This is a genomic window from Methylophilus glucosoxydans, from assembly GCF_042676145.1.
Classification (GTDB): Bacteria; Pseudomonadota; Gammaproteobacteria; order Burkholderiales; family Methylophilaceae; genus Methylophilus; species Methylophilus glucosoxydans.
Window position 1 is genome coordinate 257,753 of the sequence record NZ_JBHTJW010000002.1, and the last position, 23,616, is coordinate 281,368.

Annotated in this window: 22 protein-coding genes and 1 tRNA gene; 14 read left to right on the forward strand and 9 right to left on the reverse strand. The window is 51.0% G+C overall.

Going from position 1 to position 23,616, the window contains the following annotated elements:
• Positions 1-25: 25 nt before the first annotated feature.
• Together ACFQ1T_RS03740 and ispH are read right to left on the reverse strand one after the other, a co-directional pair.
• Positions 26-101 (reverse strand) — tRNA-Thr (locus ACFQ1T_RS03740).
• 65 nt (positions 102-166) lie between these two features.
• Entirely contained in the window at positions 167-1,129 is a 963-nt protein-coding gene (ispH, locus tag ACFQ1T_RS03745; protein ID WP_313985792.1) for a 4-hydroxy-3-methylbut-2-enyl diphosphate reductase, read from the reverse strand.
• A gap of 117 nt (positions 1,130-1,246) precedes the next feature.
• Between ispH and purU the strand changes: the two genes are divergently transcribed.
• Complete coding sequence (purU, locus tag ACFQ1T_RS03750; RefSeq protein WP_379074045.1) at positions 1,247-2,101, forward strand: formyltetrahydrofolate deformylase; 855 nt, start codon at positions 1,247-1,249, stop codon at positions 2,099-2,101.
• Between the two features lie 87 nt (positions 2,102-2,188).
• On the opposite strand, the gene lysA is transcribed toward purU, so the two are convergent.
• Together lysA and lptM are read right to left on the reverse strand one after the other, a co-directional pair.
• Positions 2,189-3,433 carry a diaminopimelate decarboxylase gene (gene lysA, locus ACFQ1T_RS03755; protein ID WP_379074047.1) on the reverse strand — a complete coding sequence of 415 codons (1,245 nt, stop codon included), beginning with the start codon at positions 3,431-3,433 and terminating at the stop codon, positions 2,189-2,191.
• Complete coding sequence (gene lptM, locus ACFQ1T_RS03760; RefSeq protein ID WP_379074049.1) at positions 3,430-3,570, reverse strand: LPS translocon maturation chaperone LptM; 141 nt, start codon at positions 3,568-3,570, stop codon at positions 3,430-3,432. Before lptM ends, lysA begins: the two co-directional genes overlap by 4 nt.
• 182 nt (positions 3,571-3,752) lie before the next feature.
• Here lptM and ACFQ1T_RS03765 point away from each other — a divergent pair, with 182 nt between their 5' ends.
• From ACFQ1T_RS03765 to ACFQ1T_RS03790, 6 genes are all read left to right on the forward strand, one after another.
• On the forward strand, positions 3,753-4,163 hold the full coding sequence (locus ACFQ1T_RS03765; RefSeq protein WP_194749010.1) for a type IV pilin protein: 411 nt from the start codon (positions 3,753-3,755) through the stop codon (positions 4,161-4,163).
• Positions 4,163-4,675, forward strand: a complete 513-nt coding sequence (locus tag ACFQ1T_RS03770; RefSeq protein WP_194749009.1) for a GspH/FimT family pseudopilin — start codon at positions 4,163-4,165, stop codon at positions 4,673-4,675. Before ACFQ1T_RS03765 ends, ACFQ1T_RS03770 begins: the two co-directional genes overlap by 1 nt.
• On the forward strand, positions 4,669-5,073 hold the full coding sequence (locus tag ACFQ1T_RS03775; RefSeq protein WP_194749008.1) for a type IV pilus modification PilV family protein: 405 nt from the start codon (positions 4,669-4,671) through the stop codon (positions 5,071-5,073). Before ACFQ1T_RS03770 ends, ACFQ1T_RS03775 begins: the two co-directional genes overlap by 7 nt.
• Positions 5,074-5,087: 14 nt before the next feature.
• Complete coding sequence (locus ACFQ1T_RS03780; RefSeq protein ID WP_379074052.1) at positions 5,088-6,227, forward strand: PilW family protein; 1,140 nt, start codon at positions 5,088-5,090, stop codon at positions 6,225-6,227.
• Complete coding sequence (locus ACFQ1T_RS03785) at positions 6,217-6,912, forward strand: pilus assembly PilX family protein (RefSeq protein WP_379074054.1); 696 nt, start codon at positions 6,217-6,219, stop codon at positions 6,910-6,912. Before ACFQ1T_RS03780 ends, ACFQ1T_RS03785 begins: the two co-directional genes overlap by 11 nt.
• A gap of 75 nt (positions 6,913-6,987) precedes the next feature.
• A complete protein-coding gene (locus ACFQ1T_RS03790; protein WP_379074056.1) occupies positions 6,988-11,025 on the forward strand; it encodes a PilC/PilY family type IV pilus protein in 4,038 nt (1,345 codons plus the stop codon).
• A 331-nt stretch (positions 11,026-11,356) separates the two neighbouring features.
• Here ACFQ1T_RS03790 and ACFQ1T_RS03795 read toward each other — a convergent pair whose 3' ends face one another.
• Positions 11,357-11,515 (reverse strand): hypothetical protein, encoded by a 159-nt coding sequence (locus ACFQ1T_RS03795; RefSeq protein ID WP_194749004.1) that lies wholly within the window; start codon positions 11,513-11,515, stop codon positions 11,357-11,359.
• Between the two features lie 205 nt (positions 11,516-11,720).
• On the opposite strand from ACFQ1T_RS03795, the gene ACFQ1T_RS03800 reads away from it, so the two are divergent.
• On the forward strand, positions 11,721-12,128 hold the full coding sequence (locus ACFQ1T_RS03800; protein WP_379074058.1) for a hypothetical protein: 408 nt from the start codon (positions 11,721-11,723) through the stop codon (positions 12,126-12,128).
• Positions 12,129-12,132: 4 nt separating this feature from the next.
• On the opposite strand, the gene ACFQ1T_RS03805 is transcribed toward ACFQ1T_RS03800, so the two are convergent.
• The 3 genes from ACFQ1T_RS03805 to ACFQ1T_RS03815 are packed head-to-tail and all read right to left on the reverse strand — an operon-like array spanning position 12,133 to position 14,443.
• Positions 12,133-12,636: a DUF1993 domain-containing protein gene (locus ACFQ1T_RS03805; RefSeq protein WP_379074060.1), complete on the reverse strand. Its 504-nt coding sequence runs from the start codon at positions 12,634-12,636 to the stop codon at positions 12,133-12,135.
• Positions 12,637-12,649: 13 nt separating this feature from the next.
• The gene (locus tag ACFQ1T_RS03810; protein ID WP_379074062.1) at positions 12,650-14,149 is read right to left on the reverse strand and encodes a YifB family Mg chelatase-like AAA ATPase; all 1,500 of its coding nucleotides are present in this window, start codon (positions 14,147-14,149) and stop codon (positions 12,650-12,652) included.
• Between the two features lie 45 nt (positions 14,150-14,194).
• Complete coding sequence (locus ACFQ1T_RS03815) at positions 14,195-14,443, reverse strand: accessory factor UbiK family protein (RefSeq protein WP_379074064.1); 249 nt, start codon at positions 14,441-14,443, stop codon at positions 14,195-14,197.
• A gap of 257 nt (positions 14,444-14,700) precedes the next feature.
• On the opposite strand from ACFQ1T_RS03815, the gene ACFQ1T_RS03820 reads away from it, so the two are divergent.
• The 6 genes from ACFQ1T_RS03820 (at position 14,701) to ACFQ1T_RS03845 (ending at position 22,347) form a co-directional block, all read left to right on the forward strand.
• On the forward strand, positions 14,701-15,681 hold the full coding sequence (locus ACFQ1T_RS03820; RefSeq protein WP_379074066.1) for a TorF family putative porin: 981 nt from the start codon (positions 14,701-14,703) through the stop codon (positions 15,679-15,681).
• Between the two features lie 60 nt (positions 15,682-15,741).
• Positions 15,742-16,080, forward strand: coding sequence for a P-II family nitrogen regulator (gene glnK / locus ACFQ1T_RS03825; protein ID WP_018986930.1), 339 nt, complete (start codon positions 15,742-15,744; stop codon positions 16,078-16,080).
• A gap of 15 nt (positions 16,081-16,095) precedes the next feature.
• Complete coding sequence (locus ACFQ1T_RS03830) at positions 16,096-17,499, forward strand: ammonium transporter (RefSeq protein WP_379074068.1); 1,404 nt, start codon at positions 16,096-16,098, stop codon at positions 17,497-17,499.
• 108 nt (positions 17,500-17,607) lie between these two features.
• Positions 17,608-19,290, forward strand: coding sequence for a peptidase domain-containing ABC transporter (locus tag ACFQ1T_RS03835; protein ID WP_194748997.1), 1,683 nt, complete (start codon positions 17,608-17,610; stop codon positions 19,288-19,290).
• On the forward strand, positions 19,283-20,596 hold the full coding sequence (locus ACFQ1T_RS03840) for an HlyD family secretion protein (protein WP_194748996.1): 1,314 nt from the start codon (positions 19,283-19,285) through the stop codon (positions 20,594-20,596). The genes ACFQ1T_RS03835 and ACFQ1T_RS03840 overlap by 8 nt, the downstream gene beginning before the upstream one ends.
• Before the next feature lie 8 nt (positions 20,597-20,604).
• A complete protein-coding gene (locus ACFQ1T_RS03845; protein WP_379074071.1) occupies positions 20,605-22,347 on the forward strand; it encodes a TolC family protein in 1,743 nt (580 codons plus the stop codon).
• Between the two features lie 628 nt (positions 22,348-22,975).
• Here ACFQ1T_RS03845 and ACFQ1T_RS03850 read toward each other — a convergent pair.
• Positions 22,976-23,611: a hypothetical protein gene (locus ACFQ1T_RS03850; RefSeq protein ID WP_379074073.1), complete on the reverse strand. Its 636-nt coding sequence runs from the start codon at positions 23,609-23,611 to the stop codon at positions 22,976-22,978.
• Positions 23,612-23,616: the final 5 nt, after the last annotated feature.

A 23,616-nucleotide genomic window follows, 5' to 3' on the forward strand; every position in this document is an offset into this window, starting at 1 on the left:
CGGTCGGAATTTTTTGATGTGTGGATGGTGCCGGAGAAGGGAATCGAACCCCCGACCTTTTCATTACGAATGAACCGCTCTACCAACTGAGCTACACCGGCAAACAAGGCGAACATTGTTTGCCAATCTTAGCAAGGGACGGCCAGCCAATCAATGCGGCAAGCGTTTAAACCGTGCTGCGCTTCTCTGCATTGACCAGGTTTTTGGGCAGCTGGAACACGACGTTTTCCACTACCCCTTGCAACTCTTCCACCTGGTTAGCCCCCATGTTTTTCAAAGCAGCAATCACTTCCTGTACTAACACCTCAGGGGCTGAGGCACCGGCAGAAATGCCGATTTTCTTTTTACCTTGTAACCAGCCTGCTTGCAGGTGGCTGGCATTATCGACCATATAAGCTTCTACGCCCTGGTTTTTGGCAACTTCACGCAAACGGTTTGAGTTAGAGCTATTGGGTGAGCCGACAATAATCACCAGATCACAGTCTTTGGCCATGATTTTCACCGCGTCCTGCCGATTTTGCGTGGCATAGCAAATATCATCGCTTTTGGGTGCCTTAATGTTGGGGAAGCGTGTTTTGAGGGCGTTGATGACCTGAGTGGCGTCATCCACCGATAAGGTGGTTTGTGTCACATAGGCCAGTTTGTCAGGGTCGGTGACGGTGAGGGCGGTCACCTCTTCCGGGGTTTCCACCAGATACATGCCAGCCTCGGACTGGCCCATGGTGCCTTCGACTTCTGGATGGCCTTTGTGGCCGATCATAATGATCTCCAGACCATCTTTACGCATTTTGGCGACCTCGATATGCACCTTGGTCACCAGCGGACAAGTGGCGTCAAACGCCGTCAGGCCGCGCGACTCTGCCTCTGCGCGCACCGCTTTGGAAACGCCATGCGCACTAAAAATCACAATGCTGCCTGCCGGAATTTTTTCCAGATCATCGACAAAAATGGCGCCTTTGTCGCGCAATTGACCCACGACAAATTTGTTGTGAACCACTTCATTGCGCACATAAATCGGCGCGCCGAATTTTTCGAGTGCCTGTTCGACAATAATAATGGCACGGTCTACGCCCGCACAAAAGCCACGCGGGTTGGCCAATACGATCTCAGGTGTCACTTCTGTTTGCATAATGAATTCCGTCAAGAGTCTGCTGCTGTCTGCGCCTGCAAGTGCCAAGGTCAACCACAAGGGCTGGCAGGCATCAGGTATAATCTGCATTTTTGTTGCTCGCTTAAAGCCCATGTTATGAAAAACACTGCTACCTTGCTGATTACCTGCCCGGATACCAAAGGGATTGTGGCGGCGATTGCGCAATTTTTGTATGAGCACAATGCCAATATTTTACACGCAGACCAGCATCAGGATGCGGAAAATAATCTGTTTTTGATGCGCGTCGAGTGGGACCTGACCAATTTCAATGTGGCGGTGGCCGATTTCGAGCAGGCGTTCGGCCCTGTGGCGCAACGCTTTGCCATGACCTGGCAACTCAAATTGTCTGAGCAAAAAACGCGCATGGCGATCATGGTGTCGCAATATGATCATTGCCTGGTAGACCTGCTGCACCGTCATCATAGTGGCGAGCTGGCCTGCGAGATTCCGCTCATTATCAGTAATCATAAAGATACGGAAAAACTGGCGCAGTTCTATGGCATCCCGTTTCACTATTTGCCGATGACCAAGGAAACCAAGGCTGAGGTTGAAGCACAGCAGTTTGCCTTGTTTGATCAACACAAGATTGACCTGATTGTGCTGGCAAGATACATGCAGATTCTGTCCCCCGAGTTTGTCGCGCGCTATCCTCAGCGGATTATCAATATCCACCATTCATTTTTGCCAGCCTTTATCGGTGCGCGCCCCTATCACCGTGCCTTTGAGCGCGGTGTGAAGCTGATTGGTGCGACCAGCCATTATGTGACTGAGGTATTGGATGAGGGCCCTATTATTGAGCAGGATCTGGCGCGTATTTCTCACCGTGACCAGGTGGAGGACCTGATTCAGAAAGGCCGTGATCTGGAACGGGTTGTGCTCTCCAAAGCGGTACGCTGGCATATTGAGCATCGTATTTTGCTTTATGCGAACAAAACCGTGATTTTTGATTAACACGTATCTTTAACAATAAAAAACCGAAGCAATCAAATGCTTCGGTTTTTTATTGTTTACTGCTGAAAATTGCAATGACGGCCAATGTTACGGCAAGACGCGCTCCAGTTTAAACAGATCAGCAATCTGCTCGCGCTCGCGAATCACATGCACCTGATCGCCGTCTACTAGCACCTCTGCGGCACGTGCACGCGTGTTGTAGTTGCTGGCCATGCTCATGCCATAAGCACCGGCAGAGTGTATGGCCAGATAATCGCCTTCTGCAATTGCCAGTGTCCGGTCATGGCCCAAAAAGTCACCACTTTCGCAGACGGGGCCTACGATTTCATAGACTGCAGTCGGTGCCGTAGACGGGGCAATGGTCGTGATATTGTGAAAAGCGTCGTACAAGGCGGGGCGCATGAGGTCGTTCATGGCGGCATCGACGATGGCGAAGTTTTTGGTCTCACCTGGCTTGAGGTATTCGACTTTGGTCAGTAATACGCCTGCATTGCCGACCAGCGCGCGGCCGGGTTCAAACAGTACCTTGACGTTTCTGCCTGCCAGTTTTTGCAGGATGGCTGCCGTATAGGCGGCAAAGTCCGGCGGGGTTTCGTCACTGTAGGTAATGCCTACGCCGCCGCCGACATCAATATGCTGAATAGGGATGCCTTTGGCCGCCAGCGCATCTACTAAACCGAGGACTTTATCCAGCGCATCTAGAAACGGCGATAGCTCGGTAATCTGCGAGCCAATATGGCAATCGACGCCATGCACGGCAATGTTGGGCAATTGCGCCGCTTTTTCATACAAAGCCAGTGCATCTTCAAACGCCACGCCAAACTTGTTATTTTTAAGGCCGGTAGAGATATAAGGGTGGGTTTTTGCGTCCACATTTGGATTGACCCGCAACGAAACCGGGGCCTGTTTACCCAAGCGAGCCGCCACTTGCTGGATACGGTCCAGCTCATTGATAGACTCTACGTTAAAGCAATAGATCCCTGCTTCAAGGGCGGCCTCAATTTCAGCGTGGGATTTTCCAACGCCAGAGAACACGACTTTTTTCGGATCACCGCCAGCTGCAATTACACGGGCCAGCTCTCCGCCAGACACAATATCAAAGCCGGCACCCAGGCGGGCAAACAGATTCAGTATCGCCAGGCTAGGGTTGGCCTTCACGGCAAAACAGACCAAATGGTCATGCCCACGCAGCCCGGCAGCAAAACGCTCAAACGCCTGGGTGAGTGCCGCCCGCGAATAGACGTAGGTGGGGGTTTGGTGGGTTTGCGCAATATCACGCAAGGCTACATTTTCGGCATGTAGCAGGCCTTGTTGGGTTGAAAACGGGATCACGATGGCGACTTGTCTGATGGCGGTTGTGGTTGAGGATACTGACGCTCAGGAAGATACAAATTGCCTTTGAGGCCACAAGCACTCAGTGTGCATAACAGCAGCGCAAGTGCTATTAATTTTGTAGAGCTGGCAAACATGATCCTGGCGTCCAATCAAAATAAAGCCAGATTTTACCACTAAAGCTGCGCAGGCCCATGCCTGGTCGCGCTCGCTCGGGGCAAGGCTACCGTTTGTCGGCCAGGGTTAACCGCTAGTCGGCTACTGCTAGACAGGAAGAATCGCTGTTTGCATGATAAGGCTGTGCAAAAAGGGGATATTCATGAAGCGTCTTTTACAACAAGGCTTTAGTCTGATTGAAGTCATGGTGGTGGTGGCCATTATCGGCTTGCTCGCCAGCATTGCCGTGCCGGGTTACCAGGATTATGTCAAAAGTGGCAACGCGGCGGAGGCACCTGCCAATCTGGCCAATTGCCGTGTGCAGGTCGAACAGTTTTACCAGGATAACTTTACCTACGTGGGCTTTGTCTGCAACCCAAGTGATGCCAAGTATTTCGATTACTCGATTGATAACCAGTCAGCAACGACTTACACCCTGAAAGCGACAGGCAAATCAGCGCAGAACATGGGTAATTTTTCATTTACCGTCAACCAGGATAACGCCAAGACCTCTATTTACGACGGCACCACTGGCGCCACTTGCTGGCTGACTTCATCCTCAGGAAGTTGCTAATGCAGCAGCAAGGCTTTACCTTGATTGAGCTGGTCGTCACCGTGGTTGTGATGGTGGCGGTCTCCAGTATTGCCATCCCGGCTTTTCAGACGGCGATTGGCAATTCGCAAATCAGAACCGTGGCCGAGTCTGTCAGGAACGGTTTGCAGCAATCACGTGCCGAAGCGATCAAGCGTAATAGTCGAGTGAAATTCACTTTGCAAACCAACAGTGCCTGGCAAATTGGCTGCGTTGCCATCACGCCAGCCTGCCCAGCGGTCATCACCCAGAAAAGTGCCACCGAAGGCGCATCCAGCAATGTCACCGTGACTGCAGATAACTATACCGCGGTGTTTAGCAGTTTTGGTACGCGCGACCCGGCCAGCCCGGATGCGCTGACCATGGTGAATGTGAGTAACAGCCAGGTCAAGGCAGAAGAACGTAAAGCATTGAGAGTGACATTGGCGGCAGGCGGCAACGTCAAGGTTTGCGACCCTGCGGTGACCACGGTTGGGGATACCCGCGCATGTTAAAAACATCCATTAACAGGGCGCGACGCACGTTGGGCCAGCAAGCCGGATCTGTATTGATTGAGGCGATGGTGGCGGTCGTGATTTTTAGCATGGGGGTGCTGGCCCTGGTTGGCTTGCAAAGCGCCATGATCAAGAATAGCAGTGACAATCGTTACCGTGCCGAGGCACAGCTGATTGCACAGACCCATATTGCCAATCTGATGGCCTATGGCGGTGATGCTGCGACTTATGTCAGCCAGGTGGATACGGAAAGTATTAAAACCCAGTTACCCAACGGCACCCTGAGTTTTTCTGCCATCACCAACAGCATGATCACCGTCACGGTGGGCTGGCAAGTACCGGGCGGCACGCGCCATTTAGTTAATGCGTCCAGCTATTTGTTTGATGTCACACCCTGAGCAAAGGCCAGCAGATGAATAGGGTAGGCACAAAATCACAGCGGTTGCAGTCAGGCTTTAGCCTGGTAGAGCTCCTGGTCGGGTTGCTGATTGGCCTGGTGGCTACTTTGGCGATCAGCAACCTGTTTACCGGTTTTGAAGCAAGAAAACGTGCCATTACCGGCGGTAGCGATGCTCAGTCGAATGGCGTGCTGGCCATGTACTACATGCAGCGTGATGCTCAGAATGCCGGATATGGACTGCCGCTTTATAACAGCTCAGACCCATCCCCGTTGTTGTGCCCGATAGAGACATCCATCAATCAAGGGGGCGTCGTCATCAATTTATCACCCGTGGTGATTGTGGATGGCGGCGCAGGCAGTGATATTGTGCGCATTCGCTATGGTAATCCGGCCAGCGGAGGTGCGTCACTGCGTGCGACGGGCACGATTACTACGCCTACCCTGGATGGCCGCCTGATTGGCTGCCAGGAAAACGATGTGGTGCTCTATCACCAAACGCCGAGCAGTCCCAACTGTAGTCTGGCCAGGCTGAAAAAGTTAAACGCTGACCGGACCATCAATACGCTGAGCGAGCTCAATACGCCACCCACCGCCAGCCCGGTAACAATTTTGAACGGGGCTGACTGGGTACGATTCTCTTGCCTGGGCGCCTGGAACCAGTATGAGTACCGTGTTAGTGGCACCTTGGAGTTGACCAGGAGCGGCGGCACGCCAGGGACAGATCCTTTCCCCAATGCCGCTGCGATCCCTGTCGCCAGTGACATAGTGAGCTTGCAGGCGCAATATGGCATCTCTGACACCATTGATCCTACGTCGCCCTCGGCCACGGCTGCCGGCTTTTTAAACCGGGTTGACCGCTGGGTGGATGCTACCGGCATCTTTGGCGACACGATTTCGCTCATCGACAGAAACCGTATCCGTGCCATCCGCATTGCGGTGGTGACCAGGGATGGCAATCTACAGAAAAAAGCCGTTAGCCAGGCATGTAATGGTTCCGTTGCCGGGCTCGCCAAGGTCTGTGTCTGGCAGGCAGATGCCAATCCTGCCAATGTCGATTTAACAGCGCTGCCTCAATGGCAACAGTATCGCTACCGGACCTTTGAGGCCAACATTCCTCTCAGAAATATTCTTTGGAATCGTGATGCGCTCTGATCCGTATACCCCTTCCAATCAAGCCCGGCTGCCCTTAGCGCAGCGAGGGATCGTCTTGTTTTTTGCCTTGCTGGCGCTGGCAGTGATGTCTATTGCCGCCGTTGCCTTGATCCGTAGCGTAGATACCAATGCGCTGGTGTCCGGCAACCTCGTCTATCGCCAATCCGCGACGACCACGGCCAATGTCGTGCTAGAAGGAATTACTGAATATATTGCCAAAAACGTTGTGCTTGAGGTCAGTACTACCCATCATCCGCAGCTTGGCTATTACGCAAACTGCAGTCAATTTGATACTAATCCGGATGCACAAATTTGTGATGGCAAGCAGCTCACTACCATGACCTGGGATGACAGCAACAGTAGCCAGGTCCCTAACCAGACCGACGGCAATGACGAAATTCGTAATGGCATGGACCGTCAGGGTAATCAGATTCGCTTTGTCATTGAGCGCATGTGTAACTTCAGCAATGCCGAAATCAATGCAGGCAGTGCAGCCACCAATGCCTCGCGCTGCATGATGGCCAGCTCGCCCAACAATGGTGAAAACTGCTCACACAATATCAACAACATGGAGCTGTTCAAACGTTGCGTCTCAAGTTCGGACTCGCCACTCTACCGCGTTACTTTGCGTATCGCTGGCCCTAAAAATACGGTGACTTATATGCAGTCATTTATCTCCAACTAAACAGGTGGAATGATGAAATCAACACGTTGCCTTCATACAATTGTTTTCCTGATACTGGCATTGCCTGGTTTGGTCATGGCGGAGTTTCTCGACTTGGCCACCATGCCGCTGCAAACTTCCGGGAGCTCGGATGTAAAACCCAATCTGATGTTTGTGCTGGATAACTCCGGCAGTATGGGCTTCAACTATACCCCTGACTGGGCCGCGGATGATCCTGATGGCCGTTCCTATTCCAGCGGCTGGTCCTGGTATACCTATGATGCCGCCGACTGGTTATTTAGTAACTCGGCCTACAATACACAGTTTTATAACCCTGAAGTGACCTACAGTACACCGCTCAATTACTTGGGGACGAGCCTTGCCAATAAAACCTCGTTCAGTGGTTTTTCTGAAAACGTCACCACAGTGTATGGCAATATTACGCGAGGCTCATCAGCCTATTACTACGCTTATGTGCCGGGTGAGTTTTGTACCACGCCTGCATTGACCAGTTGTGTAGTTTCAAAAACTAAAACCACGGTGAATGGCGTTGCCTATAATTATCCGGCCACCTTGCGCTGGTGTAACTCGGATGCTGCCTCTAAAAAAAGAACACTCGATTCCAGTGGTGGGACGCAAGACCGTTGCCAGGGCATCCGCAATAATGTCTCTACAGTGAATGATAGCAATACCTATGTTTACTTGAGGGAACCAAGCGCGCGGTATCGGCTGAGTTTTAGTATCAGTGGTTCGGTGAGAGTGACCAGCGTCAAAATCAATAATATTGAGTTGCTGTCTGCCGCGACCACCTCGAGTTCCAACGCCTCGACAGTCTCTAGCCGCGTACAAAATAATCTCTGTAACTCCTCCATGACAGGCGCTTGCAAATTGGCAGGCAATGTTGTCATCAGCAACAATGGCAGTAGTTTTGATTTTAGTACCTTTGCCGGGGATGCCCTCAACCCGGCCAGTCCGATACAAGTGACTTTTTCCGGGTCGGGAGGCAGCTATACGGCCACACAGTTATCCACGAATAACACGGATATTCCCGGCAGCCTGATATATCAGGAAATTACGACTGCCCAAACCAGTTATAGCGCGCCGGGGGCGACCAGCAAAGGCGCCGAGCGAACCGATTGTGCTGCGGCTACTTGCACCTATAGCGAAGAGTTTACCAATTATGCTAATTGGGTCACCTATTATCGTACACGCATGCTCTCGATGAAAACTGCCGCCAGCCAGGCGTTTAAAGCCCTGGATTCCAGGTATAGGGTGGGATTTGTGACGATTAATAATTCATCTTCTAATTATCTGCCGCTGGCTCCTTTTGACAGCTCGCAAAAGCAATCCTGGTACGATAAATTGTTTGCAGTCAATCCTGGTGGCGGGACGCCGTTGCGCACTGCCCTTGCCAATGTGGGCAAACACTATGCTGGCAAAAAGACGTTAGGAACCGATGATCCGATACAGTATGCCTGCCAATCCAACTTTACCTTGTTGACCACAGACGGCTATTGGAACGATAGCGGCAATCCTACACGCATTAATGGTTCAACTGCGATAGGTAATCAGGATGGCGGCAGTACGCCTGCGCCACAGTTTGATAGCAGTAACAAATCCAATACCTTGGCGGATACGGCCAAGTATTTTTATGACACGGATATCCGTGACAGCACGCTCTCCAATTGCACGGGATCTTTGGGTTCATCCGTTTGTGGCACGGCGACGGATTACCCCAAGCAAAACATGGTCACCTTGACCTTGGGCCTGGGCATTGCTGGGACCCTGCTTTATACCGATGATTATAAAACGCAGACCATGGGCGACTTTAAAGACTTAAGCGCGACGCCCATGCGCAAAAACTGGCCTGATCCCACCCTGGCGGAAAATGGCACCCGTATTGATGATTTATGGCATGCGGCTGTGAATGCCGGCGGCACCTACTATAGTGCCAGCAACCCCAAGCTGTTGCGCGAGTCCTTGGCCAAGGGCTTGTCAGAGATTAAATCCATCCAGGGTGCGAGTGCCGCGGCTGCGGCCAGTAGCCTTGCGCCGACCAATGGCGATAACTTCCAGTATGTGGCCAGTTATCAGTCAGTAAAATGGACGGGTAACCTTGAAGCGCGGACGGTCAATACCAACTCCTTGCAGACCTCTGAAACTGCAGTTTGGTGCGTGGAAAATGTGGCGGCTGAGGCCTGTACCTCTCCAGCCACAGCCTATACCGGACCAGACAGTAACTTGTATTGCAAAACCAGCAACTCCAGCGATTCAACTTGTAGCAACGCTAACGGTTCTCTGGGATCAGTGCTGAATTTTGGTGACGCAACAGCATGCTATGTGCCCATTGCCCGAAGCTGTGATGGCAAGCTCAAAACGCAAATTGGGCAACGTAAAATTTACTTTAACAATAACAATGCACGTGCTGACTTTAAACCTGGTAATTTACCGGCAGCGTATAGAACTAAACTGGAAGAAGGTTATAACGCTTTAAGCCAGATGAAAGCCTTGCCTGCCACCGATCCGAAAATGACAGATACTCAAAAAGCCGACAAGCTGGTTGATTACCTGATTGGGAATAAGACCTATGAAGACAACAGTATGAATACAGTGCCTGCCAACCGCTTATTCAGAGAGCGGCAGGCAACACTGGGCGATATCTCACAATCTCGCCCCAGTTATTTCAGGGCTTCGAACGTTGATTATCTCGATCCTGGCTATAAGGCTTACAAAACTTGGGCTAAAACACGCACAGCCGCCGTCTATGTCGGGGCTAACGATGGCATGCTACATGCGTTCAATGCCAATGACGGCACAGAGCTATGGGCTTTTATCCCATCTCCAGTCATTCCGAATCTGGCCAATCTGGCAGATAAGGAATATGGTGCCAATTACCATACCAATTATGTCAATGGCAGCCCGGTGGTCACGGATATCTGTATCTCAGCTTGCACCGGGGACAATGCGGAGTGGCGTACGATTTTGGTTTCCGGGCTTAACGGGGGCGGGCGTGGCTATTTTGCGCTGGATGTGACCACACCGGAAAACCCACAAGTCCTTTGGGAGTTTTATGCTCAGCCAGATGGCATAAACAATACGCTAGGCTACAGCTTTGGTAATCCGATGGTGACTAAAATGCTGGATGGGCGCTGGGTGGTGCTTCTGACTTCTGGTTACAACAACGGCACCAATGCTCGCAAACTCAACGACGGCACCTTTGTTGCAAACAATCCGGTCGGCGATGGCCGTGGCTATTTGTATGTCCTCGATGCAAGAACAGGCAGCCTGTTAAAAACATTGACGACTGGCGAGGGGGATGCTGCCAACCCTAGCGGCTTGGCAAAAATTTCCGGCTACGCTGAGCAAATGTTTGAGAACAACACGGTATTAAATGTGTATGGTGGCGATTTAAATGGCAATATCTGGCGTTTTAATATCAATACCAATACCGTCAATAAAATTGCGAGCTTGACTGCGGGTGGCGGTACTGCACAAAAAGTGACTACCCAGCCAGAGTTGGGCAAGGTCGATAAAAATATGGTGGTCATGGTGGGTACCGGCAAGTTTCTGGAGCCTGCCGATTTAACCAATACGCCTCAGAACTCTGTCTATGTGTTTAAGGATGGCGGCCAGACCACGCCAATTGGCCGTAGTCAGTTAACGACGCAAGTGTTAAGCGGGGATCGTACGGTGACCTCCACTGGCACGGTGAATTTTGATTCTGGCTATGGCTGGGTGCTGGATTTTCCTGCAGGGGAACGTGTCAATCTGGATCCATTGCTGCTGAATGGCGCCCTGATGATGCCAACGCTCGTGCCAAGTAGTGAGGCTTGTAGTGGTGCCGGCTATGGCTGGTTTAACTTCTTTAACTATAAAAAAGGCGGCTCTTTGTTGCCTAGCGGTGCCATTTCTGAGCCTATGACCACACCCGCCGTTGGGTTTAATATTGTCTATGACGGGAATGGCGTGCCGCATGTTGTGGTGACTGGCAGTAATGACCCTACCCCGCAGCAATTAAGCCTGGATGACCAGATATTTGGGTTGTCGGGATCCAGCAAGGCCACGGTGATTTTCAAGCAAAAAAGCAATGGTAGTTATGGCACCAAGCAAAGCTGGCGTGAATTGATCCAGTAACCAATCCCAGTAACCAATCTGAGGTGTGCAATAAAAAAGCCCCGTAAACGGGGCTTTTTTATGTGATACGGATTACTTTACCTTTTTTGAAAATACATACAATATCAGGCAAATTGCGACGACGATCCCAATCAGTGTGTAGATGCCTGCTGCGCCTAAAAACATGGTTGCCTCCTTCTCGTCCGTTTGAAGAGAAGTTTTATTGTAGGCAAACGTCAGGCGGGTGTCTATCAGTTGAGGGCTGGACCAGTTGGGTGTCTGGGCAAGCAACATGCGATTCTATGCCACGCTATGAACTGCGTAGCGGTGTGAGGCAAACTGCCGGTGTGTTTTACACGACTTCCAGCGTCAGCTCAGCAGGTTTGTAAATTGCCTGAATGTTGCTGTCTGCAGTGATATCTTCAGCCAGATACATAATGTCCTGCGCCGTCATCAATTCTGGCATGCTGGCGGTATAAGTCAGCGGCTCGTCTTGTTGCAAGTCTTTCATGGGGCGTCCTTTAGTTCTGTTTATGTATACTTGTATTAACGTCATCAGGTTTCCATTCTTGAATTAATTTGTTCATGCGATCATTTAAATCTATGTTAATGGTCTTGTATGACGCTTTAATGAACCAATCCAGCTTTTATAAGGGCTGTCGGCCGGTTTGGCTTAAAATATTGGCAGGGTTGAACAACAAAAAGGAGTCGGATGCATGCGTGCGAGTCGGTTTATGTGGGTTGTGTTGATGGCGATGCTGGCGGCGGTGGGGTATTGGTATTGGCAATCGCTGCAGTTGCCAGCGTCTTCACCTGCGCAAAGTGCGCTGGCTCATACTATCAATGAGTGTGATTTGATTTCCAGTAAGGCAGCGGCCGCGTTACCAGAGCAACTACCCTTCCAGAAGCTGGAAAAAGCGGCTAGACAGTCACGCGTGTTGGAACATTGCATGCAAGACCGGGGCTATCAGGAAAATCCTGACTGGGTGGTTGCCGCGAACAAGCAGGCGAAAGCGATGGCCTCTGCCCAAGGAATTTCAGACAGCGAAGCCTATGAGACATTGCGCCGTAAAGCCATGTTGCAGTCAGACCAGCAACCGGGCTACTGGCGCAAACGGCCTTGAGGCATCAGCGCTTTTGACCCAGGTAGTCGGTTTTGCCCAGTGGCACCCCAAGATGGCGCAAAATGTTGTATGCCGTGGTGACATGAAAATAGACATTGGGCATGACCCATTTTTCGAGATAATCCAAGCCGGAGAAGGTCAGATCCACTTTACGTATGGTTAACACCACTTCTTTATGCTCGGCGCCTTCCAGCTGTGAAGGCTTGATGGCTTCGAGAAACGCGACTGTCTTGGCGATTCTGGCGTAGAGCTGTTCAAAACTCGCTTCATCATCCGCATATTGCGGAATGTCTATGCCAGCGAGTCGTCCACCCGCCCCTTTGCTCATGTCACTCACCAGTTGCACCTGTTTGATTAATGGGTACATGTCCACATACAAGCGGCTATTCAGTAGCACTTCTGGTGCGACTTTTTTCTGTTCTGCATAGGCTTCCCCTTGCCGCAGGATGTGCTCGAGATTTTGCAGGTTGCGAATCAGCGGGGCGATACTGGCATCATAAAGTTGCATGTGGAATACGCTTTCAATAGTCATGACGCCGATATTGTAGCGCCTCTGCAATGTGCTTATCCAGAATGTGTTCGGCCTGGGCCAGGTCAGCGATGGTTCTGGCGACCTTGAGGATGCGATGATAGCTGCGGGCAGACAGTGAAAACTTTTGCACCGCCATTTGCAGTAAGTGATTCGCCTGGTCACCCAACTGACAATGGGTGGAAATTTCGAGCGCACCCAAGGCTGCATTCGGTTTCTGTTGGCGGGTCAGTTGACGCTCTCGCGCCTGAATCACGCGTGCACGAATGGCCGCACTCTGCTCACCATGATGGTCATGTGACAACTCTTCTGGCTTGAGTGCTGGCACATCAATATTCATGTCTATCCTGTCCAGCAGCGGGCCGGAAAGTTTATTTTTATAGCGCAGAATTTGCTCAGGCGTACAGCGGCAGCGTTGGGTATAGTGCCCGTAATAGCCACATGGACAAGGATTCATCGCTGCAAGCAGTTGAAACTGGGCCGGGAAAGTTGCTTGTCTGGCTGCGCGAGAAATGGTGATATTGCCACTTTCCAGCGGCTCGCGGAGCACCTCCAGCACTTTCCTGTCGAACTCAGGCAGCTCATCCAAAAATAACACGCCGTGATGGGCGAGGCTGATTTCTCCGGGTCTGGGCACACTGCCACCACCCACCAGTGCCACGGCAGAGGCGGTGTGATGTGGCGCCCTGAATGGCCGCTTTTTCCACTGGCTGGCCGGAAACTGGCCGGTCAGTGACAAAATTGCCGCACTTTCCAGCGCTTCCTGCGTAGTCATGTCTGGCAGAATGCTATTAAACCGGTTCGCCAGCATGCTTTTGCCTGTGCCTGGCGGGCCGCTCATCAATAAACTATGTTGGCCTGCCGCGGCAATTTCCAGCGCGCGCTTGGCGCGTAATTGACCTTTGACTTCGAGGTAATCCGGAAAGCTTAACGAGGATTCTGTCAGCACCAGCGGGTGAGGGGGTAGCGATTGTTTACCAGACAGATGGGCACAGACTTCAAGCAGGCTATTCGCGGCAAAAATGGAACATCCCTCAACCAGGCTTGCCTCATGCGCACTCTCCTGGGGCAAAATCGCCGCCCTTTTATGCGCCGGGCCCTGAATCAGTTGGTAAGTCATCGCCAGGGCGCCGCGTATCGGCCTTAACTCGCCTGTCAGTGCCAGCTCGCCAGCGATGACATAGTTGGTCAGCGCTTGTTTAGGTAATTGCCCGGAGGCTGCCAAAATCCCAAGCGCAATCGGCAAATCGTAACGGCCACCCTCTTTGGGCAGATCTGCCGGTGCCAGATTGACTGTAATCCGCCGCGCCGGGAATTCAAACTGTGCGGTTTGAATCGCCGCCCTAACCCGGTCTTTGCTCTCTTTCACTTCGGTTTCTGGCAGCCCGACGATAGTGAAGCTGGGCAGGCCATTGGCGAGATGCACTTCTACCACCACTTCTGGTGCATCCATCCCACTTAGGGCCCGACTGTATAACACGGCCAAACTCATGTAGCACTCCCGCACCAAAGAATGCTAACAATTGTAAATTAAATTTTACTTTCTGGCGGCGTTGGCTTGTTCTAGCTGGCTGATTTTTTCTTCAAGCTGTTTTAATTGTTGCTGCGTGCGTGCCAGCAAAGCGGCCTGAATATCAAATTCCTCGCGCGAAACAAGTTCCATTTTGGGGAGCATGCCCTGAATTAGTGCATGCAAGTTGGTTTCAAGCTCTGAAATGGGGCTTGAATCAATTAGTTGTTTGATTTTAAAAGATAATTCTTTAATTTTTTCGTTTGAAAATAGCATGGCAGGCTCTCCTTGTGAGGCTATTTTAGCATGTAAGCACATCAAAAAAGTGTATGCAAATAGTTGATTTTTATATGTTTTTAATAAATAACAGACTGTTGCGCTATTAATTTAACTTTTTTGATTAAATCATTTCATTAATTTATTGATTTTTAATGATTATATAGGTTGGCACGTGCTTTGCTTTTAGGTCAATGTTGTTTCATTCTCGTTTACAACAATTCGATCAAGATTTTCACAGAGAGAGGACTAAATAAATGCGCCAATCTAAGTTAATTACAGCTGTACTTGCGACACTGTCTTTCGCTAATTTCGCACATGCCGATGAGCCACAGGTTTTGCATGAAGAGCTTAAAGAGGCAAAAGCACCATACATGGAAGAAAAACAAAGTAGTTCCGATTGGACTGCCACAGGTAACATCGGTGTGGTATCTGACTACTACTTCCGTGGTATTTCACAATCCTGGCATAAGCCGACTGTACAAGGCGGTATGGATATTACGCATTCTAGCGGTTTCTATGCCGGTGTCTGGGGTTCTGGTGTAACACCAAATACCTATCCTGATGCAAACACTGAAATTGATGTTTACGCAGGTTTTAACGGTACGATACCAGCAGTGGAAAAACTGGGTTATACGGTTGGTATTTATGGATACATGTATCCGGGCGGTTCTTGGAAAAAATATAGATTCACTGGTGCCAACAATCCTGACAACAGTCAAGCCCAACAAACACCTCAAGGTGGGCGTTGGGATACATATGAATTTAATGCGGGTATCTCATATGACTGGATTAGCGCAAAACTTTCTTATACATTGACTGACTGGTTTGGCGCAGATAGAAAAACTGGTTGGACTGGTAGTACAAAAGGGTCTACTTATATTGAAATTAACGCTGCATATCCGTTGCCATGGTGGGACTTAACTCTGATTGCACACGTAGGCGCACTTGATGTTAATGGTCGTCTAAACACAGATTATATCTCAAGTTCTGGACAGCAGCCTTCAGCCACTACTGAAAGAACTACCCCCGACTACACTGACTGGAAAATTGGTTTAAGTAAGGCTTTCAAGATCGGTGCCACAGAAGGTTGGAATGCTGGTGTGTACTGGGTGGATTCAAGCAACGATAGCTACTGGAGTGACAAAGGCTATGGTGGCTCTAGCTTTAACGGGAGTACACAAACTAAAAACCTGAGCGATGGTCGTTTTGTGCTGACTTTGGGTCGTACATTCTAACTAAGCAAGTTTTAGATCTGGCGGGCATGTGCCTGCCAGAGTTAACAACGGGAGAAGCAAATGAAATTTGTATCCGCAATAATCAAGCCATTCAAGCTTGATGAGGTGCGTGAGGCTTTGTCCAATATTGGCGTACAAGGCATCACTGTCACTGAAGTCAAAGGATTTGGCCGTCAAAAAGGGCACACTGAGTTGTATCGTGGTGCTGAATATGTCGTAGATTTTTTGCCTAAAGTTAAACTCGAAGTTGCGATCAAAGATGACATGCTGGATCAGGTCGTAGACGCGATTGAAAAAGCAGCCGCAACAGGCAAAATCGGCGATGGCAAAGTCTTTGTCTTCGATTTGGAACAAGTTTACCGTATACGTACCGGCGAAACCGGTCCGGATGCGCTATAAGAAAGGGCTTCTGTTATGAAGAAAATTCTTTCCATATTATCGCTGGTCGCCGTGATGGGTCTGGCGGCAAGCCCAGTCAGTTATGCAGAAGAAACTGTGACCGAAACCATCACAGTACAAGAAACCGTTTCTACTGATGCGGCACCTGCGGCCGAAGCGCCTGCAGCGGCCGAAGCTGCCCCTGCTGCTGAAGCAGCACCAGCCCCAACGCTGGATGTGGGTAATACCGCGTTTATGATTGTTGCCACTGTGCTGGTGATTTTGATGACGATTCCTGGCCTGGCGTTGTTCTACGGCGGTTTGGTGCGTCAGAAAAATATGTTGTCAGTGCTGATGCAAGTGTTTGTTGTCTTCTCTATGATTTCTGTATTGTGGGCTGCGTATGGTTACAGCATGGCTTTCAGCGAAGGTAACATGATTGTCGGTGGATTAAGCAAGGCGTTTCTGGCGGGTATTACACCAGCTAGTTTGTCTGGCACGATTCCAGAGTATGTATTCTTGACCTTCCAGCTGACATTTGCTGCCATTACACCGGGGTTGATTGTTGGTGGTTTTGCTGAGCGTATGAAGTTCTCTGCTGTATTGTTGTTCACGGCATTGTGGGTGACTTTTGCCTACATCCCAATCGCACACATGGTATGGGGTGGTGGTTACCTGGCAGAGCTGGGTGCCAAAGACTTTGCTGGTGGTACTGTCGTACATATCAACGCTGGTATCGCTGCCTTGATTGGTGCCATCATGTTGGGCAAACGTATTGGTTACGGTAAAGAAGCCATGCCTCCGCACAACCTGGTGATGACCATGATTGGTGCTTCCTTGCTGTGGGTAGGTTGGTTTGGCTTTAACGTCGGTAGTGAACTGGCTGCTGATGGCATTGCCGGTATGGTGCTGATCAATACACAATTGGCAACAGGTTCTGCTGTACTGGGCTGGATTTTTGCTGAATGGTTGTTCAGAGGTAAGCCAAGCATGCTGGGTGCCGCTTCTGGTGCAGTGGCTGGTTTGGTTGCGATTACCCCTGCTTGCGGCTTTATCGGCCCGATGGGTTCGATCATCCTTGGCTTCACTGCCAGCTTTATCAGCCTGTGGGGCGTGACTAAACTGAAAGGTGCACTGGGCTACGATGACTCACTGGATGTGTTCGGTGTGCACGGCTTGGCCGGTATCTGGGGTGCTGTTGGCACTGGCGTATTGATGTCACCAGGTTTGGGTGGTGTTGGTTACGCAGAAGGTGTGACGATGGGTGGTCAGGTCTCTACTCAGATCATCGCAGTGGTCGTGACCTTGATCTGGACAGGTATTGTGAGCGTCATTCTTTACAAAGTGGTAGATGCGGTTGTCGGTCTGCGTGTGAGTGAAGAATATGAGCGCGAAGGTCTGGACACGACTGAACATGGCGAGCGTGCTTACAGCTTGTAATCGTTGTGTGGTATAAAGAAACGGCTCTAGTTAGAGCCGTTTTTTTTTGGGAACTAATATAAACGGTTGTTATCCATTTACAGGGCCTAGTTAACAACAATTCTTATTATGGCAAACATTCATACAACATCTCTCAGCCCTTTTCAAAGAGTCGTCAAATTACTCTCATTTGAAAAACAGGACATTTTGCTGCTGTTTTATTTAACTGCAGCTTATGGTGTGCTGGGTATCGCGACCCCTGTTGCCGTGCAGGCGATGGTGAATATCGTCACCATGGGCGGCGTATTGCAGCCGCTGTACGTAGTGGGCTTTATCCTGTTTTGTTTGCTGGCGTTGTCTGGTGCGATTTATGCCATTGAGAGTTTTCTGGTTGAGATGATTCAACGACGGCTTTTTGTACGGTATAGCTTACAGATTGCGCAAAATACCGGGCAAATTCATATTTCTGTGTATGACAAATTCAATCCGGTAGAACTGGTGAATCGTTATTTTGATATTCAAACGGTGCAGAAATCGATGGCGACTTTGCTCACGGTTGGCTTGACCGCCTTGTTGCAAGGCATCATCGGCAGCATTGTGCTGCTTTTTTATAGTCTGTATTTTGGCATTTTGGTCATCCTCATGCTGATTGTGTTGTGGGTGATTATTTTTGGCCTGGGTAAACAGGCCGAAGAGACATCGATCAAAGAGTCTAAAGCCAAATATGAAATGGCGGCCTGGCTGGAAACCATTGCCCGCAATAAATGGCTCTCAAAGTTTTACGGTGCGACTCAGCGCAACACGGCGAATACCGCGCAGCTTGCAGAAGGCTATCTGCAAGTCAGGACCAAGCACTTTAAAGTACTCATGATGCAACTGATAGGCGCGGTGGGCCTCTATGCGTTGATTGGTACGGGCATGCTGATATTAGGCGGGACACTGGTGATTAAAGGCCAGATCAATCTGGGCCAGTTTGTTGCCGCAGAGCTGATTATTTTTGGGGTGCTTTCTGCGTTTGTGCGATTTGTGACCAAGCTGGAGTATTTCTATGATCTGCTTGCGGCGGTCGATAAACTTGGTGTGCTGGAAACCTTGCCTGTAGAGCGCTCTGGGGAGCATCAGTCAGGTCAGGAAGGCTACACTACCCTAAAGGTGCATCAGCTGACTTTTCAACACGCGGATCAAGCCGCTTTGGTCAGCAACCTGAGTTTTCACTTGCAACGTGGTGAGAGCCTGGCGTTAATCGGTGGCTTAGGCAGCGGTAAAACGACGTTGCTGGAGCTGATCACCGGTATGAGGCAGCCGCTGCAAGGACATGTCAGCTACAACGACATTGATGTGCGCCAGCTTGACCTGGCACATTTGCGTGACCGGATTGGCGTGGCGAACAAAGTCGAGTGGCAGCATGGCTCTATTCTGGATAATCTGAGGTTGCAACGGCCAGAGGTGACACTTGATCAGGTGATTGAGTTACTGCAAGTGCTTGGGTTGTGGCAAGAAATCAGCAAGCTGCCCAATGGGGTAGAAACGGTGTTGACTGACTTTGGCGCACCGATGACGCATACACAGTTACAACGATTAATGCTTGCCCGTGCGATGCTGGGTCAACCGGATGTATTAATCATTGATGGCCTGCTGGATCAACTGGCGCAACATGAGCTGGATCAGGTGCTGATGTTGCTTAAGCGTCACCAGCAGGACTGGATGGTGTTGATCACCACGCGATATCAGCATATCGCCCAGCAATGCAAGCAAGTCATTCATCTGCAAAGCCAAGCGGCGACAGACGTGGCAGGAGGTCAGCATGAGTAATACGGTTGAAAGTATGCTGACACAAAGCGTACAAACCCCTGAGCATTTAAGGGTTTGGATCAAACGGATGGCCTGGCTGCTTGTTGTGCTGCCCCTTGCTTTTTTGCCTCTGCCATGGCAACAAAACGTGACCGCGCTGGGCAAGGTCACGGCCTACTCTCCCTCCGAGCGGGTGCAAACCGTCGATGCCCCCGTGAGCGGGCTCATCCAGCACTGGTATGTGCAAGAAGGCTCGCAAGTGAAGCAAGGCGATGTATTGCTGGAAATTAGCGATACTGATCCTAACTTCAGGCAGCGCCTGCAAGCGCAGCGCGATAACCTGGAGGACAAACTCGCTTCCAAGCAAAGCGAGTTATCAGCTTACTCGGTGCAGCGTGACAACCTGGCCGCCGGCCGCGATGCCAAAATCACCGCCGCCCAATACAAGTTGGATGTCGCTAACCAAAAAATTCTCAGTGCGCGTGAAGCGGTGAACTCTGCTCAAGCGACGCTGGATGCTGCCACGATGCAGGTCAAGCGTATGCAACGCCTACTGGGCGATGGCCTGGTTTCCAAGCGAGACACCGAGGTGGCTGAGCGTGACCATACGATTGCCAGCCGTAACTTGAATAGCGTGCAGGCTCAACTGCAATCGGCTATGGCCGAGGCGCAGTCGGCACAGGCAGAAATCCGTCAGGTGCGTGCCGATACGCAAGCATATCTGGATTCGGTGACGGCCAATATCAACAAAATCAAAGGCGAGGTCTCAGATGCTGAAAACAGCCTGCACAGCTCCGAGATTTCACTGGCGCGGCAAAACATGCAGAAAATCATCGCGCCCCGCGATGGCACGATTTTCCGTTTACCGGTCAATTCACAATCCCAGATAATCAAGCAAGGTGATCCCTTGCTGATTATTGTGCCACATACCTCTCAGCGTGCCGTGGAGTTATGGGTTGATGGCCGCGATGCGCCACTGATTACTCGCGACAGTGTTGTGCGTCTCGAATTTGAGGGGTGGCCTGCGATTCAGGTGCCTGGCTGGGCCCAAGTCGGTGTGGGCACTTTTGAGGGAAAAATTGCTTTCGTCGACCCGACTGACAATGGCACCGGGCATTTCCGTATCATGGTGATCCATAAAGAAGGCACGCCGCAATGGCCAGAAGCCCGCTTTTTGCGTCAGGGTATCAGTGCCAAGGGTTGGGTATTGTTGGAGAAAGTGACGATAGGCTATGAATTGTGGCGCCTGCTCAATGGCTTCCCGCCCAGAATCCCGCATGAGCCGACACCACTCAATCTACCGGCTGGCGTTGGGGTAAGCAAATGAAGCGTGGTGTGCAAATACCGGTTTTGACCAGGCTGTTTGGTCTGGCCAGTATGCTATTGGCCACAGTTGTCGGTGCGGATGAGTCATTGAGTGACAGCCGGGCGCGCCAGCGATTGCAGAACACAGAAGGCCGCGGCCTGGAGCCATATGCCAAGGGCAAGGGTGTGCCGCTGCATGATGCGGTCAAACAGCAGCAGCAACAACGCAATAAGTCGGTAGTGATAGACCTGAAAAGTGCGCTGCAACCGTTTGACTCGCCAGAAACTGCAAATATGCTCAGCAATGCGCCCAAGCAAGGGCCGCAACTGAGTATTGCGGATGTGCGGCAGAAGGCGTTGCAAAATAATCTTAATTTGCAAGTGGCCAAAATCGACCCGACCATTGCCGCGCAATCGTTGCGTGAAGAGCAGGCCAAGTTTGACCAGGTCATTTTTGCCTACGCCAAATATGGCCAGAAAGACTTGCCTGCGATGGCGGGCGACAAAGTGATTTTCAAGTCGGATAATCCTGCGCTGGATAGCGAGCTGGTCAAACTGAATCCGGCAGCCCAAAACAAGGAGTTTTGGGAGTTGGAAACGGGCATCAAAGTGCCGTTAAGAACGGGTGGTAGCGTTACCCTGAGTGCGCCACTGGAAAACTACCAGAGCAAGGGCAGTCTGCCCAGTGACCAATACCGCAGTGCATTGCGCTTCTCTTTCAGCCAGCCGTTGTTGCGTAATGCCGGGCGACAGGTGAACGAGGCCAGTATCCGCATTGCAGCACTTGATCAGGATAGCGCCCAGCTCAGAACGCGGTTGCAAAGCATCCGCATAGTCACCATGGTGGATAAAGCCTACTGGGATTTATACGAGGCTTGGGCGGCCCTGGATGTGCGCCGCAACCAGTACGAATATGCCAGCCAAAATCTGGCCATGGTCAAACGCCGCGTGCAGGAGGGTCTCACCGCCGCGATTGAAGTCAACCGTGCTGAAATTGGTGTCGCGGATCGCATGGAAGCGCTGATTATTGCCGAAACCAACCTCAAGCTGGCCCAGCGCCAGTTACAGTTCCTGCTCAACGAACTGCCGGAGCAAGGCATGACTAGTTTGCCGTGGGTACCTTCTACCACGCCCAATCTGGTAAAGTTTGAGTTTGACCGTGAAAAACTGCTCAAAGATGCGTTGGATAGCCGCATCGAGCTACTCGATCAGGAGCTCAAACTGAGCGCAGATCAATTACAAATTGATTATCTGCAAAATCAGACCCTGCCGATGTTTACGCTGGATTACCAATACGGCGCCCTGTCCAGTTCTGCCAACCGGGCAGGTAATATCGGTCAGGACTTGCTGAATGGTCAATACAATGACTGGTCCGTGGGCCTGAAGTTTGAAATGCCAGTGAGCAATGAAGCGCGCAAAGCCAAGCTGGATAAAGCCATTGCCCAGCGTATGCAGCGCATGACTAACAAAACGCTGCAAGCGCTGACCGTCAAACGCGAAATTCACGACGCCCTGGATAAGCTTGAGCAAAACTGGCAGCGCATCCTCGCGGCACGCCAGCAGGTGATGATCGCCGGCTATAACTACGAAGCCGAACTCAAGCAGTTTAATGAAGGCTTGCGTACCATGACCGAAGTGCTGGAAACACTGACCCGGCTAGGCGAGGCGCAAATCAAGGAAATTCGCGCCATTAATGACTATCAGATTGCCCTGATAGACCTGACCTTTGCCACCGGAACGGTGTTGGGGTATACGCAGATTAGCATGCAGTAAGGTGGCCCAGGACGAGGTGCACGGCAGATGAGGCTACTTGATCAAATCTGCGCGCTGAGTGATTTAAGAAGCGGTGCGGATGCCTGGATCGGAAAAACTCAGACGTTTATTCAGGTTTTTCTCAGGATTCTCTGAGGACAAGCATCAAAGTGATCGCACACTTTAGATTCTTGTTGCGATGGGATTGGCTATCAGAAGAAAACACGCATTGTTTACTGTGCAGGCATGCCTCCCTACCCAACGATTTTCTATGCTGCCTAACAACCTGGCCAGTAACGCTTATCCTTCATAAAACACGGCTAGTCAGAGGGTCTCTGTTTGGCTAGGTCCATTTCAACCGGTGTTTAGCGGCGATATTAAACAATCTACGGCTTTCAGGCTGAGGATGCCTTCTTCAAATGCCAGTTCTGCTTCCCCTTGCAAGCCTCACACATACGCAGCTTGTGGTTGGTCATCCCAGAAGTCCGCTGTCGATGAATGCCCCTAGTAGACGATACGTTCAATATGCAGTTGAGGTGAAGAGAGCAGCACTTGAAGGCATTACTCAGGCAAGAGCACGGGAATCTCTGCAAACAGGTTGAGTTGTTAAATGAGGGATGTCACGCGCTGTCGAGCTGCGGCAATCCGATTACTCGGTCAGGACTGGTTTAAGCAGCGCTTCCACCTGCGCAAGCGTCATCCGGTGGATTCCCGCCTTTTCCCCGTGTTTACGCGGGGCAGTACGCAGGTCGTCGGCTTCAAAAATACTGATGCGTTGCGTACCGTACCGGGTTTCTACCAGTACCACCGGCACCCGTTTGCGTAGCAGTTCGTGCTTTTGTTTGCTCGGACGGTCTGACATGCGGTAGTGCTGTTCGTCGAGGTGGTAGGGGATATTCTGGTTGAGCAGGTAGATTTCCAGTTCTTTGGCGCTCTCGGCAAAGACATGGATTTCGGTATCGGCATGGGGCCCGGCGGTACCTTCCATGACGGCGCCGGTCAGGTAGGGCTGGAATTTCTGCAATAGCCGCATGGTATGCAGCGCGGCCTGCCGCAGTTCCAGCAGGTGAGCGGCATCGCTTTCATCTGCGTAAAGCGCGTGATATTCACGCAAGGCCGCATCAATTTCGCCGTTGGTCGGCAAGGGCGCATCTTGCGTGATGCCCATGGCTTTGATGGCTTTGCGTTTGGCGCGCGCATAGTCACTGATGCCTTCTTCAAACATCAGGCGCGCGGCAGATTGGGCAATTTCTTGCCTCAAGTCACTCGTAAAATCATCAAACATACTTT